Origin of the sequence: Gordonia prachuapensis, assembly GCF_036350515.1 — a bacterium.
Classification (GTDB): Bacteria; Actinomycetota; Actinomycetes; order Mycobacteriales; family Mycobacteriaceae; genus Gordonia; species Gordonia prachuapensis.
In genome coordinates, this window is record NZ_JAZDUE010000018.1 from 34,245 (window position 1) to 50,345 (window position 16,101).

A 16,101-nucleotide genomic window follows, 5' to 3' on the forward strand; every position below is an offset into this window, starting at 1 on the left:
CAGAAGGAATCGGGGTTATCCCCCAATTCGCGCCTGGGGTCGGTCATTCAGTGGACGGCCTGCCTGCCCGATTCGTCACATGCGTACGACGATCTTGCCGCGTACATGCCCCGACTGGCTGCGTTCGTGAGCGGTTGCGGCGTCCGCGAGGTCGAAGACCTCGGCGATCTCGGGCTTCAGGTCGCCGGCGTCGCCGAGCCGCGCGAGCTCGGTGAGATCTGCGACGTCGGGACGTACCCAGACGTAGTGCCCGCCGAACTCGTCGCGCGCTCGCGCGTCCGTGATCGACGCGACGCTGCCGCCCTCGCGGAGGACATCGGGCACGGAGTCGAGTGACTCGCCGCCGACATAGTCGAGGACGACGTCGACACCCTCGGGCGCGAGAGCGCGCACGCGATCGGCGAGTCCGTCGCCGTAGGTCACCGGCTCTGCACCGAGCCCTCGGAGGTACTCATGGTTCTGTTCGGACGCGGTCCCGACAACGCGTGCGCCCACGGCCCGGGCGATCTGGACCGCGAATGATCCGACGCCACCTGCGGCGGCATGGACCAGCACGGTGTTGTCGGGCCGCACACCGGCGCGGTGAATGGTTTGGTAGGCGGTCAGTCCGGCGAGCGGTACGGCCGCCGCCTCCTCTAATGACCAGGCGGCCGGCTTATGTGCCAACGTGCGCACCGGAGCGGCAACGAGTTCCGCGAACGTGCCACCCGCGACTGCGCCGCCCACGAGGTCCTTGCGTACGTAGCCGAACACCTCGTCGCCGACATGGAATTCTGGCGTGTCCAGGCCGACCTGTTCGACGACGCCGGCCACGTCCCAGCCGGGAACGGCGGGAAACACAGTGTCCATGACCTGGTCGAGGTAGCCCTCACGAACCTTCCAGTCGACCGGGTTGACACTCGACGCGCGCACCCGCACGAGGACGGAGTCGGGCCCGACCTTCGGGGTGGGGAGTTCGGTGAGCTGCAGGACTTCGGGGCCGCCGAAGCGGTCGTAGGTGATTGCTCGCATATCCGCACCAACCACGACACGTCCGTGGGGATTCCGCCTGCAGTGTCCGGAGACCTGTATCGCATGTCACGACATCGCGACCGGAGCGGACTCACCGACTCGAATCAACTCTTCGCCCAGTTCGTAATCGTCGTCGGCGTTGTGCGTCAACACCCCGACCGCGACGCCATCGGACTCGTACCACGCGGTGAATCCGTCGCGATGGTCGATCAGGCGACACCGGTCATATCCGTCGCCCCATGCGTGGTACTTGACGGTGGCTGTGCCGATGGTCGACCAGAACCCGGGCACCTGTGCCCACGCCGCCTCGATTCCGGCCGCTCGTCGTCCCGCCACCGCGCCCTGGTCGGCGGCATCTTGCCAATGCTCGACCGCGATCGATCGACCCGCGGCAACATTCGCGGCCAACGCCACGTCGCCGGCCGCGAATACCCCGGGCTGCGCGGTCCTCATGTCGGCGTCGACGACGATTCGTGCCTGTTCCACCGACAGCCCGGCGGGTCCGGCGAGCGCACTGTCGGGGGTCACTCCGGTGGCCGCGACGACGAGGTCGGTGTCCACGGTCACGCCGTTGTCGAGCACAACGCCCTCGGCGGTGATCTCCTGCACTCGTACGCCCCCGACGAATCGTGCCCCGGCATCCTCCACCATCGACCTCAGCCTCTCGCCTACCTCGACGCCGAAGCGTTTCTGCTGCGGGACCTGCCCTGGTGCCACCAATGTCACCGAAACACCCCTCATCGCCAGTGAAGCCGCAGCCTCACAGCCGATGAAACCTGCGCCGACGACGACCGCCGAATCGGACTGCTCCGCCACGCGACGCAACTCCTCGGCGTCGCGCAACGACCGCAGGGACAGCGCACGGTCCCCGCCGGGGACCGGCAGCGTCCGCGGATGCGAACCACACGCCACGATGAGCTCCGAGTAGGCAAAGCGGCGGCCCGCCGCCGTGACGACCCGGTCGCGGACGTCGATCCCGTCGACCCTGGTTCCGGTCGACAGTTCCAGCTTCCGTTCGGCGAGCCACTCTGGGGTGTGCACGCCGACGTCGTCGCTCTCGCCGCGTAGAAACTCCTTGCTCAGGGGTGGTCGCATGTAGGGCGCATCGACGTCGGCGGTGAGTATCCGAACCGGCACGTCGTTTCGGTGTTCGCGATATGCCTCAGCAGCACCGATGCCCGCGGCGCCGCTGCCGATCACGATCAATCCCGGTTCGCTCATGCACGGGGCATACCCGATTTCGGTCCAGAACTATCTCCTCTGGCCGAACCCGGAGGTGGGCTACGCCTCGCTCCGCCGCTCGAAGGTCAGATGGATGACACCGCTCGGCGACGTCACCGATTCGATGCGGAAGCGCTGCTCGAGTCCTTCCAAGCCCTCCCATAACCGCTCTCCTCGGCCGAGGAGGATCGGGACCATGACGATGTGCATCTCATCGATCAGGTCTTCGGTGAGGAACTCGCGGATCGTGGTGGTACCGCCACCGATGCGCACGTCTCGGTCGCCGGCCAGATGTCGCGCTTGAGCGAGTGCATCCGCCGGTTTCGCATCCACGAAGTGGAACGTGGTGCCGCCCTGCATCTCCAAGGGTGGACGTGGATGATGGGTCAGGACGACGACCGGGGTGTGGAAGGGCGGGTTCTCGCCCCACCAGCCTCGCCAGGACTCGTCGGGCCAAGGGCTGGCCTTCGGCGCGAACTTGTTGCGTCCCATGATCTCTACCCCGATATCCGAGCCCCATCGGCCGGCGAATGCCTCGTCGATGCCGACGGTGCCCGGTTGCTCGCCGTGCATGCCCATCTGCTCGAAGGTTCGCGTCGGTAGGGCCCATTGGACGAGGCGTGCTCCGGCATGGCCGAACGGAGCGTCGCACGTCTGTCCCTCCCCGACACCGAAGCCGTCAAGCGAGACAGAGAAGTTGTGAACGCGGATGAGTGACATGTGTGCTCCTGGTCATCGTGTGGTCGGTGAATCGGGTCGATCCTCGTCGCGGACGAGTTCGACGACGTAGGACGCGAGATTGCCCAGGGTCTGCTCGCCCCCCTCGACCGCGTGGTACTTCTCGGCCGCGGTGTCGCGGAGTTCTTTGGTGGGGAACACTGTTCGCATGACAACTCGGGTCCCTTCGCCCACCGCGGCGAAGGACAGATACGACTCGAAGGCGTCGGGATCGTCGCGAGATGATCCGTGCAGCATGGTGATCCGCTCGGGTGGGACGATCTCGCGCCAGGTGATCCACTCCTGGTGGTCGGTACCGTCCGGGCCGTGCATGACGAAGTCCCAGACGCCACCGGGACGGAAATCGAATGACCTTGTGGTGGTGGAGAACCCATTGGGACCCCACCAGCGTGCCAGGTGTCGGACCTCGGTGAACGCCTCGAACACCAGCTCCCTCGGCGCAGCGATGGTCCGCGATATCACGATCTCGCGGTCCGCAGTCGCACCGTTGGTGCACTTGCTGACATCGTCGCCGCCACTACCGGTCGTCGTCATTCGATAGCCCCTCTCCCCTGGTCTGTTTCAGGACCTGCACATAGTCGTCGAGACGGTCGAAGCTCTCGGTCCAGAACTGTTCGAAGCCGCCCAGCCACTCGTGCACCGGCCTCAAGCCACCCGCGTCGAGGTCGTACAGCCGCTGTTTGCCCGAACCGCGAACCTGAACGAGTCCGACCTCTCGGAGTACGCGCAGGTGCTTGGACGCCTGCGGTTGACTCATTCCGAGGTCGTGGGCGAGTTCGCTCACCGCCAGTTCACCGCTCCGCAGCAATACCAGAATCTCGCGCCGCTGTGGCTCGGCGATTGCGTTGAAGGCGTCTGATGTGGTCGCCGCTCGTGCCATACCCCGATCATATTCCTATATGGGAATGTGTCAATGCGTGGCGCCGCCTCCGAATTCGGCGGAAGGGACTTGAGCGTCAGGTGAGATTGTCCACACTGCTTTGGCGCCAAAACCTACCCGGGAGTAACATGAGACGTGAGGGGTCTGGGGGTCTCAATGGTACGACACACGTCTGTGAACCGCCTGATGGCGGCAGCGGAGTCAACGGCGCGAGAGCTGTTGTCGCCCTTACCATTACGGTTGAATCACACCGAAGGCGTGGTGTCCAGAGCCCGTGCCCTGGCGGGTACCGTCGCTGTCGATGATCGCCCGGTGTTGGTGGCGGCGGCCTGGCTGCACGACGTGGGCTACGCGCCGCAGCTGGTGTCGACGGGCTTTCATCCCCTCGATGGCGCCCGATTTCTCGAATCGATGGGCTGGTCTGAACAGATCTGTGGTCTGGTCGCTCACCATTCTGGAGCGAGGTTTCAGGCGGGCCCGCTCGGCCTTGCCGACGAACTCCGGTCGTACGAGTTCACCGAAGACGCGATGACCGATGCGCTCACCGTGGCAGACCAGACGTCGGGCCCGGCGGGAGAACGGTTGACATTGGACGACCGCATGCGCAACATGCTCCGGCGCCACGGCCCCGGCTCCACCAATGCACGTGCCCACGCACTCCGCGAGCCGTACTTCCGCTCGGCATCCGCACGTGTCGCCGCACGTGGGCTCACCGAGGTGTCCGGCATCGATTACGCCGCACTGATCGCGGTCTGAGTAGATCCTCTGGCGCGCAATTCATCAGCTCACCAGCAGACGCATGCTGCGGTAGCGTTCGATTCATGCGCGACTTCTTATGTCGGAAATGTGGCCAGCGCCTCTCGTTCGAGAACAGTCTGTGCCTGCACTGCGACAGTGCGTTGGGGTTCTGGCTCCCGACTCGCTCGATCTATGTCCTCGATGGTCAGGGACAGGTGGAGGTCGACGGTGTCTCGTTGACCACCTGTGACAACTTGGATGTGGCGCAATGCAACTGGCTCGTCGACGCAACGGTTTCACCGAGGCTGTGCACCTCATGTCGACTCACGCGGACCAGGCCGGCCGACGACGACACGGACGCGATAGCTGCGTTCGGGCAGGCAGAGACCGCAAAGCGCCGGTTGATTCTCGAGCTCGATGAACTCGGATTACCCATCATCGGGCGAGACGAGAATCCGACCACCGGGTTGGCGTTCGATCTGCTGTCCAGCGCGCAGCAATCGGTGACCACCGGCCATGCCAACGGGGTCATCACCCTTGATCTCGCCGAGGGCGACGACGTGCACCGGGAACAGATGCGGGTGGAACTCGCCGAGCCCTACCGGACGGTCCTGGGCCATTTCAGGCACGAGATCGGCCACTACTACCAGCTCCTTCTCGTCGACGACACCCGTCGCCCGTCGTTCGAGTCGCTGTTCGGCAATCCCGATGACGACTACCAGGCCGCCCTCGACCGGCACTACTCCTCGGGACCACCGGGCAACTGGCAACAGGACTACGTGTCGTCGTATGCCACGATGCATCCCGCCGAGGACTTCGCCGAGACGTTCGCTCACTACCTGCACATCCGGGACACGCTGGACACCGCAGCGGCATTCGGGTTGGCTCCGGCCGGCGCGACGCTCGACTCCGACCTACCTGGCGATGTCGGGTTCGACCGGCTGATCGACTGGTGGTTACCACTGACCTGGGCGCTCAACCAGATCAATCGATCGATGGGCCATCCCGATCTCTACCCCTTCGTCTTGGTGGGTCCCGTCCTCGACAAGATCCGCTACGTTCACAATCTCGCCTGCCCTGCCACGGACGTGACATCGGCGACGGGCGCCGACAACACCGGCTCGGACACCGCAGAACCGCCACCCGTCGAGCCGGCGGCCCGTCGGCCGAGGAAGGGGTTGTTCGGACGTCGGAGGCGTCTCAGCGAATAGGGTGTCCACCGGATCGTCGCGTTTCGACACGTGGCCGCCAGATGACGGGATAACGTCGGGCCACTGTCGAACGTGGGTGATGAGGGTCGGGGGCCGCGCCATGCAGTCGGACGTGAGTAGCAGTTCCATGGTTCATGGAGCCACCAAGCGTGGATCTCCGCTCTCGCTGTCGAGGACGTGGCTGCGGACGACGACGGCGGTCGTCGTCGCGCTCGCCGCGCTCGTCGTGAGTCCCGCACAGATGGGACGGTCCGAACCCGCGGCCGACAACCGATTCCTGGTGACCGCCGCAACCGCATCGATGGGCATCAGCGTGCAACGGGTGTCCGCCGACGGGACCCTGATCCGAGTACCGGGCAGTCCGTTTCCGACCGGCTTCGGTGTCCTGTCCCTGACGGTCTCCGCCGACGGATCCACAGTGTTCGTACCCCACATCCTCGAACCGGCCGTGAGCGGATACCGACTCGACAGGTCTGGACGGCTACACAAGATTCCGGGGGCGTACCAGCGGTTCAGTGGCCCACCGACCGCCGCGCAACTGACCCCGGACGGCAAACACCTGTTCGTCGTGGTCGGTGGAGTTCCCGGGCACGTCGAATCCTTCGCCGTCTCATCGTCCGGGGCACTCCGCCCCACCGGTGCGCCGCACGTAGCGGTACACGGTCTCAGCACCATCGGGCAGGCGGCCATCGATCCCGACGGCAGATTCCTGCGAGTCCTCACCTATGTCGGGAACACGATGTCGAGCTACGCGATCGGCGCGAACGGTCACCTCACCCCGCGCGGCGTCAGCACGGTCGGACCCGGCCCGGTGGCACCCGCATTCTCGCCTGACGGCAGGTTCCTCTACACCAGTGACGAACTCACCTTCAGTCTGTCTGGTTTCGAGGTGTCGGACGACGGGAGCCTCTCCCGCACACCGGGTTCCCCATACCCGACCGGGGGTATTCCACACGGCGCCATCGTCACGCCCGACGGGAAGCGTCTGTACGTGCCCAATGCGATCGGCGTCGGCACCTCGGTTGCCGGATTCCGCATTCACCACGACGGACGGCTGACTCCCCTACCGCATTCGCCCTACCCCATGCCACTGGGCAGTCTGCCCGGCCAGATCGCGTTGCATCCGGACGGCAGGCACATGTATGTGGTCGACGTGGCGACTGTCCGGAGCACCAGTAGTCAGGTCCACACCTATGTGATCAACGCCGACGGTAGTCTCAGACCGTCGGGTGCCGCCCCTGTGGACACCGGATTGCTCATCACCGACGGACCGGTCGTCGCGCTGACGACCGTGGGTGGTCGGTGAGTTGACATTCACGGGCTGACCGATCAGAGCCTGTTCGGGATGCTCGACGAGGTGCTCGTGATCAACCTCTCGCGCAGCCGACAGGTGAACCCGGTGGCGTCGAGGTGGATACGTGGTGACGACTGTGCGACGAGTCGTCACGGTACCCGCCGCGATGACGCAGACTGAAGCCATGAGCTGCTGCCGCCCGAGTCGCCGAGAGCTCCTTCGGTTGGGTGTGATCGTAGCGGGGCTGTCGATGACATCGAGACCGGGAACCGCTGGGGCCCAGGCAGATTCGACCGCCATCCCGGTAAACCTGGAACTGGTCACGCTCACCGAGGACTCGGCGGTTCTCACCTGGTACACCGGCGCGCCGGGAACCGACGACGGGCTCGGCCGGATGATTCCGGTGCCGACGAATGGCGAGGTCTGGTTCGGAACGCGACCCGACCGGCTCGATCGACGAGTGGTCGCCGAGGGGTCTACTCCCTATCACCACATCGAGCTGACCGGACTCGAACCCGGCCGCGCCTACTACTACCGAGCGGTGTCCCAGGGTCGGTCGGCCACACCGACATTCCTCGCCGCCGGCCACGCCGCCGGGTTGCCGACACCAACTCCCGGCGTCCACTCGTTCACCACACCGCAGCCACCGCCGGGCCGGTTCCTCTTCTCGATCGCCCTGTGCAACGACCTCCACCTCGGTGAGACGGTCGCCGGCAGCATCGGTCAACTGCCCTGGGTGCAGGGGATCTCGCAGGTGTCCGGCCGGCCGCCCTACCCGGAGATCATGACTCGCGCATTGGTCACGGACGCGCAAGCACGCGGAGCGAGCTACCTTCTCGCGGCGGGCGACATCACCGCCGAGGCCGAGCCCATCGAACTCGGCAACGCCAAGCGCCTACTCGACGGCTTCGGTCGGTACCAGCGCGACTACTTCGTGGCCAGGGGAAACCACGACCGAGCACACGAGGGCCGTGCATGGCAGGCCTGCACTCCCGGGAGGTGGCAGGGAAACGATTGCTACCACGACGTATTCGGCGACCAAACCCAGCCGGCGTACTTCGAGCACGATGTGCACGGCCTGCGCATCATGGGCATCGACACCTACGACAAGCCTGGGGACGGTGGCGACTCCGGAGCGATGTCGTCCGAACAGTTCGCGTGGTTCCGGCACCGACTCAGCCGAGATCGTGACCGGCCCACGCTGGTCTTCGGTCACCACCCGTTGATCACTCCTGATGCGCCACAGGCGATCACCGGCGGTACCAGCCTGGCGGCGCAGCAGGCGTCGGAGGTGTTGGCGACGTATGCGCGCACGCCCGGCGTGTTCCTGCACCACGCCGGGCACACCCATCGGAACAAACGGACCGCGCTACCCGGCGCGCCGGCGGTGACCCAACAGGAGGTGGCGGCGGTGAAGGAGTACCCCGGAGGATTCACGCTCTTGCGTGTGCACTCGGGCGGCTACGCGGTGAACTTCTACAAGACGCGCGCACCACTGGCCCGGGAGTGGAGTGAACGCAGCCGGCAGGAACTCGCCAGCACGTGGCCGCAGCTGTCGCTGGGCAACTCGGTCTCCGATCGCAATTCGGTCGCCGCGCGAGACCTTTCGGGCATCGGCCGACCAGTGTGACCGCGGCGGGACTCCCCTCTCAGATGTCGAGTTCGGCCCACACCGCAGCGTGATCAGAAGCCTGATGCACGTCGGCCGTCAGGGAGTCGTAGATCTCCCAGGGATTGCGGGTACGGGGACCACGCCACACACCTTTGCGGAACACCCCACCGCCGGCTGCCCGCTCGAAGAGCGCCGGCGACAGCAGTAGGTAGTCGATCTTGTCGTTGGTGCTGCCGTAGGTTCCCTCACGTCCTTGCCAGTCGAACGCCCGGTGTTCGCTGATGTCCTTCAGGTCGGTCTCGGCGATCAGTGGTTTCAGCGGCTCACTGTCCGGCAGATCGTTCAGATCGCCGACGACGGCGACATGATCGAACCCCTGATCGACCAGCGAGCGGTAGATCTTTGCCACCTGCGTCGACTGCCTGCTGCGCTTGGTGTTTCCGAGCCGGTCCCCGGGACTCGAATAGCCCTTGGACTTGAAATGATTGACCAGGACGACGAGTGGAGGCTTGCCGGGCGCCGCGAGATGGTATTCGCAGCAGTCTCGCGAGAAGATCACGCCCTTGTCGTCGGCGTCGAAGACGTGCGTGTGGATGCGTTGCAGTTGGTAGGTGGGTCGCCACAACAGGCCGACGTCGATGCCGCGGTCGTCATTGCCCTCCACCACCATCGACCGCTCATATGGTTGTCCGCCCGGGACCGCGTCGAGTACGGCTGCCGAGAACTTCTGCAATGTCGGACGACTCTCCGCTTCGATGACGCCGAGGACATCGGCGTCGATGTCGCGGATGACCATCGCGGTGTGCTGCATCGCGAGGTCGTCCACCGCCTCGGTCCGCAGTTCGACGAACCCGATCCAGTCGGCGCGGCCGGATGCGACGATCTCCACGGATCCGTTCCTCCGCCGGGTCAGCAGCTTGCCGCGCACCTTGCGGAGGATCACCAGATCTGCGGTGTCGGACTTCAGCAGACCCAACTGCTCGAGAAGTTCCAGCATCCGGGTCTTGGTCGCGTCGTCATAGGTTGGTCGGTTGAACAAGGTGTTGATCTCGGCGTGAGCGGCGAGGGTATCGGCAGTTGATCCACCCAACGGCGACTTCATCGCCTTGGCTCGGGCGAACAGGTTCTCGACGTTGTAGGTGGCGATTCTCATGTCGGCCTCTTCCGCGGATGGAGATGTGGCTTCAGTGTGCCGGGCGTTTCGACGGCAGGAACGAGTAGCGCACTACGCGTTTCGATGCCGCGTCGCGGGTTCTGTTCGTGATGCTCGATTGTGGAAAAGGCCGCTGGAGAATCGATGTGCGTGTGTGTCGGGAATCAAGAGTCGCCACTTGGTGCTATTCGCCAAATGTGGATCGTGAAGCGGATACGCTGACCGACGGGTCCCGCGCAGAATACTGCAGCGGAACCGTCCGAATTGCTTCCGAGAACCGAGAGGAAATCATGAAGCAGATTGTTCGCCGCGCCACCGGTGGTGCCGCCGCTGTGGCGCTGGCAACGCTTGTTCTGGTGGGCTGCGGTGACGATGAGAACGGTGAGACGGCCGATGCCGCATCCTCGGCGGTGGCGGGCGCCATGAGCGATGCGACGGGCACATCCGGCGAGGTGGAACCGGGCAGCGTCGAGTTGACTGCCGCCGACGGTTCGACGGTCACTCTGACCGGCCCGATCGCCGCAAAGTTCCAAGCCGCGACCGATCAGCAGAAGCAGGATCTCGGCGCGCCGATGACCGGTGAGGACGCGTCCGGGACCAGCGACAGCGGGGTGGTGTTCCAGCAGTTCGAGGGTGGTGTCATCACCGCTCAGAACGCGGATGAGGGTACGCCGGCGTACATCACCTGGGGCAAGATCCGCGACGCGTGGAACGTCAATCGCGATGAGTCGGGAATGCCGTCGGAGGATGGCGAGGGCGGCTCCGACGGACCGTTGGGTGCAGCGACCAGCGATGAAACGGACTCCGACGGAGTGAAGGAGTCCACGTTCGAGAACGGCACGATCACCTGGGATCCGGCAACCGACACCGTCGAGGTCACGGTGAACGGGGAGGTGGTTCCGGCCGAGTGATACGGGCCGCTCGGTTCACGAGCACTCCGTGCGTGGTTGCGACTACCGGGATACCGACCCCGGCGTCGCGACTGCCGCGACATGCGGGAGGAGACGGCTGACCGGGAGCCCGAGCAGAGCGGCCACCGACACGACAGCGAACGCCGTCCCGACCGCGCCTGTCGACACGGCGGCTGTCGCGGCCGCCGTCAGGGTCGCGCTCGCGACGGCAGTGCCCAGCGTGGTGCCGACCGCGAACGAAGTCTCCTCAAGTCCCGACGCCGTGCCAGCGTCTGCCTCGGAAACCTGGGCGAGACAGGCGATCTGGCCGGCGACGAACGCCATCCCCATGCCCGGGCCGAACAGGGCCATGCCCACCACGAGTACGGTCACGCCTTGCTCGCCTATCTGGGTCAGCAGTGTTCCCGCGGTGATCATGAGTGTCATACCGACCCCGCTCACCACGCGGATACCGAACCGGGACACCAGATTCTGTCCTATGGCCACTCCGGCGACAGACGTCACGGTCATCACCGCGGCGATCACGCCGAACGCCAGGGGTCCGGCGCCGAGGACCTGCTGACTGTACCGGGTCGACAACAACAGCAGGCCATCGACGCATAGCCCGGCGAGCAACACCACCGCATTGCCGGCCGCCACCCCGCGGATCCGCAGCAGTCGCGGCGGGATGACCGGGTCGTGGCTGCGGCGCTCGACGACGGCGAAGGCCGAACCCAAGAACACCGCCCCGATGGTGGCGGCGACGACCAACGGGTCCGATCATCCTGTGACGGGGCCGCGCAGGACCGCCAGAATGCCCGCGGCCAGAGCGCCGGACAAGGTGACCGCGGCCGCGATGTCGATCTCGCGGCGACCGGCGGGGCGGGGATCCGGTAGGACGCGCCCAGCCGCCACCAGCACGAGTACGCACACCGGGACATTCACCAAGAAGATCCACTGCCAACCGGCAATCGACGTCAGCAGTCCGCCGACCAGCAGGCCCGCGGTCGCACCGATCCCGCGGAGTCCGCCCCAGATGCCGATCGCCCGGTTGCGCTGCGGCCCCTCCGGATGCGCGGCCAGCAGTAGTGCGAGCGCTGATGGCGTCATCGCGGCCGCCGCCACACCTTGCACAACACGACCGACGACCAGCACAGGCGGGGTGGAGGCGAGGCCGCAGATCAGGGACGCGACAGCAAAGGCAGCTGTGGCGACAACGAAGGTTCGGCGGGCACCGACGACGTCGGCGACCCGGCCTGCCGAGAGCAGACACCCGCCGACTGCGACGCCGTAGGCGGTGATCACCCAGGCAGCGTCGTTGGCCTCGAATCCCAGTGCGGCTTCGATGCTCGGTAAGGCCGCGACGACACTGGTCGAATCGAGCACGGTCATGAGAAACGCTGCGCCGAGCACAGCGGTGACGACCCCGGGGCGCACGTCCGCGGTCATGACGAGACCTCCGACGACAACGCCGCCGGCAACCCGAGGACGTCGAACAGTGACGGGTCGATGAATGCGGTGACCGCGGCGATCCGGTCGTCGCGAACGGTCAGGACGTCGATGACATGGGCACGATACTGCCCGGCGGAGTCGTCCCAGCAGTAACAGGCGACGGCGCGTTGAGCGTTGAGGCTGGTCGGCAGGTGGCGCCACCGATGACGAAGGGGCCCGTCGGCGAGGAACCCGGCGATTGCCTGGTGCCCAGGGAAGCAGGCCGCGGAGGGCGGCATCGACCACTCGGCATCGTCGGTGAGCAGCGCCAGGATGTCCTCGACGCGCCCGCTCTCCAAGGCGTCGGTATAGCGGGCGACGAGGTCGCGGACGGCTTGGTCGCCGAGGGCGCGGATCGTCCGCTGTTGGGATAGTTCCCCGACACGCGAGGCGACGGTCCGCCGCGCATGTGCGAGTGCGCTGTCCACCGCTGTCGGCGTCGTGTCGAGCATGTCCGCGGTCTCACGGGCGTTGTAGCCCAGCACATCTCGCGCAGCAGCAGCACAGCACGCTGGCGCGGCGGGACGTGCTGGAGGGCTGCAGCGAACGCCAACTCGACGGCCTCACGAAGCTCGACACGCTCGGACGGCCACCATGCGGTCGGTAGCGGCCCGGGCCTCGACGCCTCCGACATCGGGTGGGCCGCCAGACCCTCCCCGGACGCCGTCGGCTCACGGTCGGCGAGGTTCACCGGGATGACCCGTGTCGAGCGTTGTTCCAACGCGGTCAGGCAGGTGTTGGTGGCGATCCGGTGCAGCCATCCCCCGAACGGGGCACGACCCGCATAGGTTCCGAGATGCCGCCACGCCCGTAGCAGGGTGTCCTGTACAGCGTCGTCGGCGTCGTGGCTCGAGCCGAGCATCGCGTAACAGTGGGTCTGCAGGGCGATGCGGTGTGGCTCGATGAGGCGGGTGAATGCGTCCGCGTCACCGGCGCGCGCCAAGTCGATATCGGCTCGGTCTCCGTCTCCCGGATTTGTTGTCTGCTCTTCGACGTCCATACACGGTATGACTCGGACACCGCCCGAAATCCATCACCGGCAGGTGGCGACGTTCAGCGCCGAGCCACGTAGTAGACGTTGATGAAGTCGTCCTCGATCGTCTTCAGGTCGATCTCGGTGAAGCCGGCATCGGCCAGCATGTCCGATGCCTGCTGCGTCCCCCACGCAGTGCCGAGACCGGATCCGCCGAGCGCGAGCGACACCGTCATGCAGTGCATTGTCGACACGGTGTAGAGGAACGGGGCCCACGGGATCTCCAGGTTGTCGTCGAGGTTGCTGGACGCGGCCATGTCCACCATCAAGAAGACGCCGTCGTCGGGATCGAGGTGGGCGGCGATCTCTGCGAGGACGCGAGCGGGCTCCGCCTGGTCGTGAATCGCGTCGAATGCGGTGATCGCGCCGAACGTCCCGGTATCCGTCAGGTCGGCGACGTCGCGTACCTCGAACCGCGCATTGGGTGTGGCGAGCTCGGTTGCCTCGGCCCGTGCGACCGCGATCGCTTCCGCCGAGAAGTCGAAACCGACGAACTCGCTGTTCGGGAACGCACGCGCGAGCAGATTCACCGCATGCCCCTGACCGCACCCGATGTCGGCGACCCGGATGCCCGACTCGAGGCGCTCGGTGAGGCCGTTCACCAGCGGGATGATCCGGTCGACGAGCCCCGCGTCGTGGATCTGGGCGCTCTGCTCGGCCATCACGGCATGGAACCGTTCGTACGACGAGTACGGAACACCTCCCCCGTGGGCGAAGCAGTCGACGATCTGATCTTCGACTTGCGCGAGAAGCGGGATGAACTGCATCTGTGACGCGAGATTGTCGGGGCCGGCCGCACGGGTGAGCACCGCCGCGTGCTCGGTCGGAAGACGATAGGTGTCCGTGTCGGGGTCGTGGCGGACGATGGCCGACGTCGTCATCGCGCCGAGCCATTCCCGCACATACCGTTCGTGCAGGCCGGCGGCGCGGGCGAGTTCCTCGCTGGTCGCAGCCGGTGTTGCCGCCAGGGCGTCGAACAAGCCGGTGCGGTGGCCGATGCTGATCATCAGGGCTGTCGATCCGGCACTCAGTGTGCCGAACAGCGTGCCGGCGAACTCCTGGACGCGTTCGGGATCCAGGGTGTCGGTGGTGGTCATCGTGTCCCTCCTTGGTCTGGATGTCGTATCACCGACGCTAAGGCGGGCAGGGTTCCGAGCACATCGGCCGAATTGTGTAGTGAACTCGTCGATGTGCAGTGGCGAACGTGTCAGAGCAAAGCTCGATCCCGCGCCCAGGCGACCGCAGCGGTTCGCGACGACACCCCGGTCTTGAGGTACACGTTCGCCAGATGCCGCGCGACAGTCCGTTCGCTGATGTTCAGCCTCGACGCGGCCTGTCGGTTGGTGCACCCGGTGGAGATCGCCGCCACGACCTCGACCTCTCGTTCGGACAGGGCTGCCGGCCGGGCGCGATGAGCGCGCAGACGCTGCAGATCATCGCGGGCGCCGAGATGCTCCAGCACGGCGATCGCCTCGTCGTACTCGCGGGCTGCGCCTTCGTGATCTCCGAGGGCGCCTGCGGCCTGAGCGAGGTCGAGGCGTACGTGGGCGACACGGTATGCCGAATCCATTCGCTGCCACAGGGCCAGAGCCCGCCGCAACACCCCGACCGCGTCCGCGGGACGTCGCCGCGCGAGGAGCACCGCCCCCTCCCACCGCAATGAATCGGCTTGCCAACCCGGGGTTCGATGGGCGTCGGTGACCCGGCGCAACTCGTCGACACAGCGCGTCGCGGTCGGGAGATCGTCGCAAGCGATGCCCACCTCGGCGCGTGCCGCAAGCAACGGTGCTCTCGCCAGCGGCGCCGCGGTACTCGCGAGGGCGGCATCCAGGCCTGTTGCGGCAGAACGTCGGTGGCCACGCCGCAGGTGCAGCAACGCCAGCCCCGGCTGCGGGTCGCGGCCGCGCGCGTGGGCACACGCGTAGGCCGTCTCCGCTGAGTCGAGGCTCCCCTGCTGGCGTCGGACCTCACCCAGTTGGTAATACGCTTCGGCGGTCGCCACCAGGTCCAGGTCCTCGAGTTCGTCGGCGGCGTTCTGCGCCTCGCTCGCTGCCCGATCCCATTCGCCGTGCACCTGCCTCAGCTGGACGCGGTGGACCCGACAGATTCCCGCGAAAACAGCTGCCGGTGCGCGGTTTTCACACCATCGCTCGGTCAGGCGGGTCCACGCATCCGCTCGCGGTAGGTCGGAGAGCTCAAAGCAGAGCTGCATCATCCGGCAGTACAGGTTGCCGGCCCACTCCGGGGCGACCTCGTCCGCCTCGACCGGGACCAGTGCTTCGTCGAGCAGTCGACACCCGTCGTCGGTGTGGCCCCGGCGGATCGCGACCACGCCCGCGATGAACAGAGCCAACGCCTGCAATGTCGGATCCTCGCGGGAATCGCCGAGGTCGAGAAGCTCGCGGGCGATTTCCTCTGCACCCGTGAGGTTCCCGGCGGCGGCCGCGACGTCTGCGTCGAGCGCGAGCAGGTACCCGCGCTCGGTCGCATCTGGCGTCTTCGCGAAGTGCCGTCGAGACCTCGCGATCCAGCCCGAGCCGACGCTCTCGCGTCCTCGCACGATCTCGGTGTACCCGATCTCCACAGCCACTCGCCCCGCAGCCGCCAGATCGCCGTCCCTCAGCAAGCGCCGATGCAACTCGGCGGCGGCGTCGACGTACTCGTCGGTGTGGTTGAGCCACCAGGACGCGCCGGCCAGTGCCTCCAGGTCCTCCGTGTCCAGGTGATCCGTGTCCAGATCCGACGAGCGGAAGCCGGTGCGCGCCTTCTCCCACTCGCGCCGTCGGTACGCGTCGCGAGCTGCGCGGAATGCGTCGTGTTGCGTCATGG

Annotated in this window: 16 protein-coding genes and 1 pseudogene; 5 read left to right on the forward strand and 12 right to left on the reverse strand. The window is 66.4% G+C overall.

The annotated features are described in order from the left end of the window. Positions 1 to 75: 75 nt before the first annotated feature. The 5 genes from V1Y59_RS19490 to V1Y59_RS19510 all read right to left on the reverse strand — a co-directional run bounded on the left by V1Y59_RS19490 (position 76) and on the right by V1Y59_RS19510 (position 3,850). Positions 76 to 1,011 carry an NADP-dependent oxidoreductase gene (locus V1Y59_RS19490; protein ID WP_330506705.1) on the reverse strand — a complete coding sequence of 312 codons (936 nt, stop codon included), beginning with the start codon at positions 1,009 to 1,011 and terminating at the stop codon, positions 76 to 78. A gap of 66 nt (positions 1,012 to 1,077) precedes the next feature. After that, complete coding sequence (locus V1Y59_RS19495; protein WP_330506706.1) at positions 1,078 to 2,232, reverse strand: NAD(P)/FAD-dependent oxidoreductase; 1,155 nt, start codon at positions 2,230 to 2,232, stop codon at positions 1,078 to 1,080. Positions 2,233 to 2,292: 60 nt separating this feature from the next. Beyond that, entirely contained in the window at positions 2,293 to 2,952 is a 660-nt protein-coding gene (locus tag V1Y59_RS19500) for a dihydrofolate reductase family protein (RefSeq protein WP_330506707.1), read from the reverse strand. Between the two features lie 12 nt (positions 2,953 to 2,964). After that, entirely contained in the window at positions 2,965 to 3,504 is a 540-nt protein-coding gene (locus tag V1Y59_RS19505; protein WP_330506708.1) for an SRPBCC family protein, read from the reverse strand. Then, the gene (locus V1Y59_RS19510; RefSeq protein ID WP_330506709.1) at positions 3,488 to 3,850 is read right to left on the reverse strand and encodes an ArsR/SmtB family transcription factor; all 363 of its coding nucleotides are present in this window, start codon (positions 3,848 to 3,850) and stop codon (positions 3,488 to 3,490) included. The genes V1Y59_RS19505 and V1Y59_RS19510 overlap by 17 nt, the downstream gene beginning before the upstream one ends. Before the next feature lie 186 nt (positions 3,851 to 4,036). Here V1Y59_RS19510 and V1Y59_RS19515 point away from each other — a divergent pair, with 186 nt between their 5' ends. The 4 genes from V1Y59_RS19515 (at position 4,037) to V1Y59_RS19530 (ending at position 8,723) form a co-directional block, all read left to right on the forward strand. After that, positions 4,037 to 4,606, forward strand: a complete 570-nt coding sequence (locus V1Y59_RS19515; RefSeq protein ID WP_330506773.1) for an HD domain-containing protein — start codon at positions 4,037 to 4,039, stop codon at positions 4,604 to 4,606. 65 nt (positions 4,607 to 4,671) lie between these two features. Continuing rightward, positions 4,672 to 5,799 (forward strand): zinc-binding metallopeptidase family protein, encoded by a 1,128-nt coding sequence (locus V1Y59_RS19520; protein WP_330506710.1) that lies wholly within the window; start codon positions 4,672 to 4,674, stop codon positions 5,797 to 5,799. A 127-nt stretch (positions 5,800 to 5,926) separates the two neighbouring features. Beyond that, positions 5,927 to 7,105, forward strand: coding sequence for a lactonase family protein (locus V1Y59_RS19525; RefSeq protein ID WP_330506711.1), 1,179 nt, complete (start codon positions 5,927 to 5,929; stop codon positions 7,103 to 7,105). 238 nt (positions 7,106 to 7,343) lie between these two features. Continuing rightward, complete coding sequence (locus tag V1Y59_RS19530) at positions 7,344 to 8,723, forward strand: purple acid phosphatase family protein (protein WP_330506712.1); 1,380 nt, start codon at positions 7,344 to 7,346, stop codon at positions 8,721 to 8,723. A 19-nt stretch (positions 8,724 to 8,742) separates the two neighbouring features. On the opposite strand, the gene V1Y59_RS19535 is transcribed toward V1Y59_RS19530, so the two are convergent. Beyond that, positions 8,743 to 9,858 carry an endonuclease/exonuclease/phosphatase family protein gene (locus V1Y59_RS19535; RefSeq protein ID WP_330506713.1) on the reverse strand — a complete coding sequence of 372 codons (1,116 nt, stop codon included), beginning with the start codon at positions 9,856 to 9,858 and terminating at the stop codon, positions 8,743 to 8,745. 290 nt (positions 9,859 to 10,148) lie between these two features. Here V1Y59_RS19535 and V1Y59_RS19540 point away from each other — a divergent pair, with 290 nt between their 5' ends. Beyond that, positions 10,149 to 10,769: an LGFP repeat-containing protein gene (locus tag V1Y59_RS19540; RefSeq protein WP_330506714.1), complete on the forward strand. Its 621-nt coding sequence runs from the start codon at positions 10,149 to 10,151 to the stop codon at positions 10,767 to 10,769. Between the two features lie 42 nt (positions 10,770 to 10,811). Here the strand turns inward: V1Y59_RS19540 and V1Y59_RS19545 are convergent, their stop codons facing one another. From V1Y59_RS19545 to V1Y59_RS19565, 6 genes and pseudogenes are all read right to left on the reverse strand, one after another. Further along, positions 10,812 to 11,492, reverse strand: a complete 681-nt coding sequence (locus tag V1Y59_RS19545) for an MFS transporter (RefSeq protein ID WP_330506715.1) — start codon at positions 11,490 to 11,492, stop codon at positions 10,812 to 10,814. Positions 11,493 to 11,528: 36 nt separating this feature from the next. After that, positions 11,529 to 12,197 carry an MFS transporter gene (locus V1Y59_RS19550; RefSeq protein WP_330506716.1) on the reverse strand — a complete coding sequence of 223 codons (669 nt, stop codon included), beginning with the start codon at positions 12,195 to 12,197 and terminating at the stop codon, positions 11,529 to 11,531. After that, a complete protein-coding gene (locus V1Y59_RS19555) occupies positions 12,194 to 12,691 on the reverse strand; it encodes a nuclear transport factor 2 family protein (RefSeq protein ID WP_330506717.1) in 498 nt (165 codons plus the stop codon). The genes V1Y59_RS19550 and V1Y59_RS19555 overlap by 4 nt, the downstream gene beginning before the upstream one ends. 50 nt (positions 12,692 to 12,741) lie before the next feature. Then, positions 12,742 to 13,239: pseudogene (locus tag V1Y59_RS23695) on the reverse strand (sigma-70 family RNA polymerase sigma factor); the annotation flags it as partial. Between the two features lie 53 nt (positions 13,240 to 13,292). Continuing rightward, a complete protein-coding gene (locus tag V1Y59_RS19560) occupies positions 13,293 to 14,369 on the reverse strand; it encodes a class I SAM-dependent methyltransferase (protein WP_330506718.1) in 1,077 nt (358 codons plus the stop codon). Between the two features lie 110 nt (positions 14,370 to 14,479). Continuing rightward, entirely contained in the window at positions 14,480 to 16,099 is a 1,620-nt protein-coding gene (locus tag V1Y59_RS19565; RefSeq protein ID WP_330506719.1) for a LuxR C-terminal-related transcriptional regulator, read from the reverse strand. Positions 16,100 to 16,101 lie beyond the last annotated feature (2 nt).

Excerpts from the sequence above, each read along its gene's own strand:
- V1Y59_RS19565 (WP_330506719.1), bottom strand. The coding sequence starts at position 16,099 with ATGACGCAACACGACGCATTCCGCGCAGCTCGCGACGCGTACCGACGG.
- V1Y59_RS19560 (WP_330506718.1), bottom strand. The coding sequence starts at position 14,369 with ATGACCACCACCGACACCCTGGATCCCGAACGCGTCCAGGAGTTCGCC.
- V1Y59_RS19500 (WP_330506707.1), bottom strand. The coding sequence starts at position 2,952 with ATGTCACTCATCCGCGTTCACAACTTCTCTGTCTCGCTTGACGGCTTC.
- V1Y59_RS19535 (WP_330506713.1), bottom strand. The coding sequence starts at position 9,858 with ATGAGAATCGCCACCTACAACGTCGAGAACCTGTTCGCCCGAGCCAAG.
- V1Y59_RS19495 (WP_330506706.1), bottom strand. The coding sequence starts at position 2,232 with ATGAGCGAACCGGGATTGATCGTGATCGGCAGCGGCGCCGCGGGCATC.
- V1Y59_RS19540 (WP_330506714.1), top strand. The coding sequence starts at position 10,149 with ATGAAGCAGATTGTTCGCCGCGCCACCGGTGGTGCCGCCGCTGTGGCG.
- V1Y59_RS19525 (WP_330506711.1), top strand. The coding sequence starts at position 5,927 with ATGGTTCATGGAGCCACCAAGCGTGGATCTCCGCTCTCGCTGTCGAGG.
- V1Y59_RS19530 (WP_330506712.1), top strand. The coding sequence starts at position 7,344 with ATGACATCGAGACCGGGAACCGCTGGGGCCCAGGCAGATTCGACCGCC.
- V1Y59_RS19490 (WP_330506705.1), bottom strand. The coding sequence starts at position 1,011 with ATGCGAGCAATCACCTACGACCGCTTCGGCGGCCCCGAAGTCCTGCAG.
- V1Y59_RS19505 (WP_330506708.1), bottom strand. The coding sequence starts at position 3,504 with ATGACGACGACCGGTAGTGGCGGCGACGATGTCAGCAAGTGCACCAAC.
- V1Y59_RS19515 (WP_330506773.1), top strand. The coding sequence starts at position 4,037 with ATGGCGGCAGCGGAGTCAACGGCGCGAGAGCTGTTGTCGCCCTTACCA.
- V1Y59_RS19550 (WP_330506716.1), bottom strand. The coding sequence starts at position 12,197 with ATGACCGCGGACGTGCGCCCCGGGGTCGTCACCGCTGTGCTCGGCGCA.
- V1Y59_RS19555 (WP_330506717.1), bottom strand. The coding sequence starts at position 12,691 with ATGCTCGACACGACGCCGACAGCGGTGGACAGCGCACTCGCACATGCG.
- V1Y59_RS19510 (WP_330506709.1), bottom strand. The coding sequence starts at position 3,850 with ATGGCACGAGCGGCGACCACATCAGACGCCTTCAACGCAATCGCCGAG.
- V1Y59_RS19520 (WP_330506710.1), top strand. The coding sequence starts at position 4,672 with ATGCGCGACTTCTTATGTCGGAAATGTGGCCAGCGCCTCTCGTTCGAG.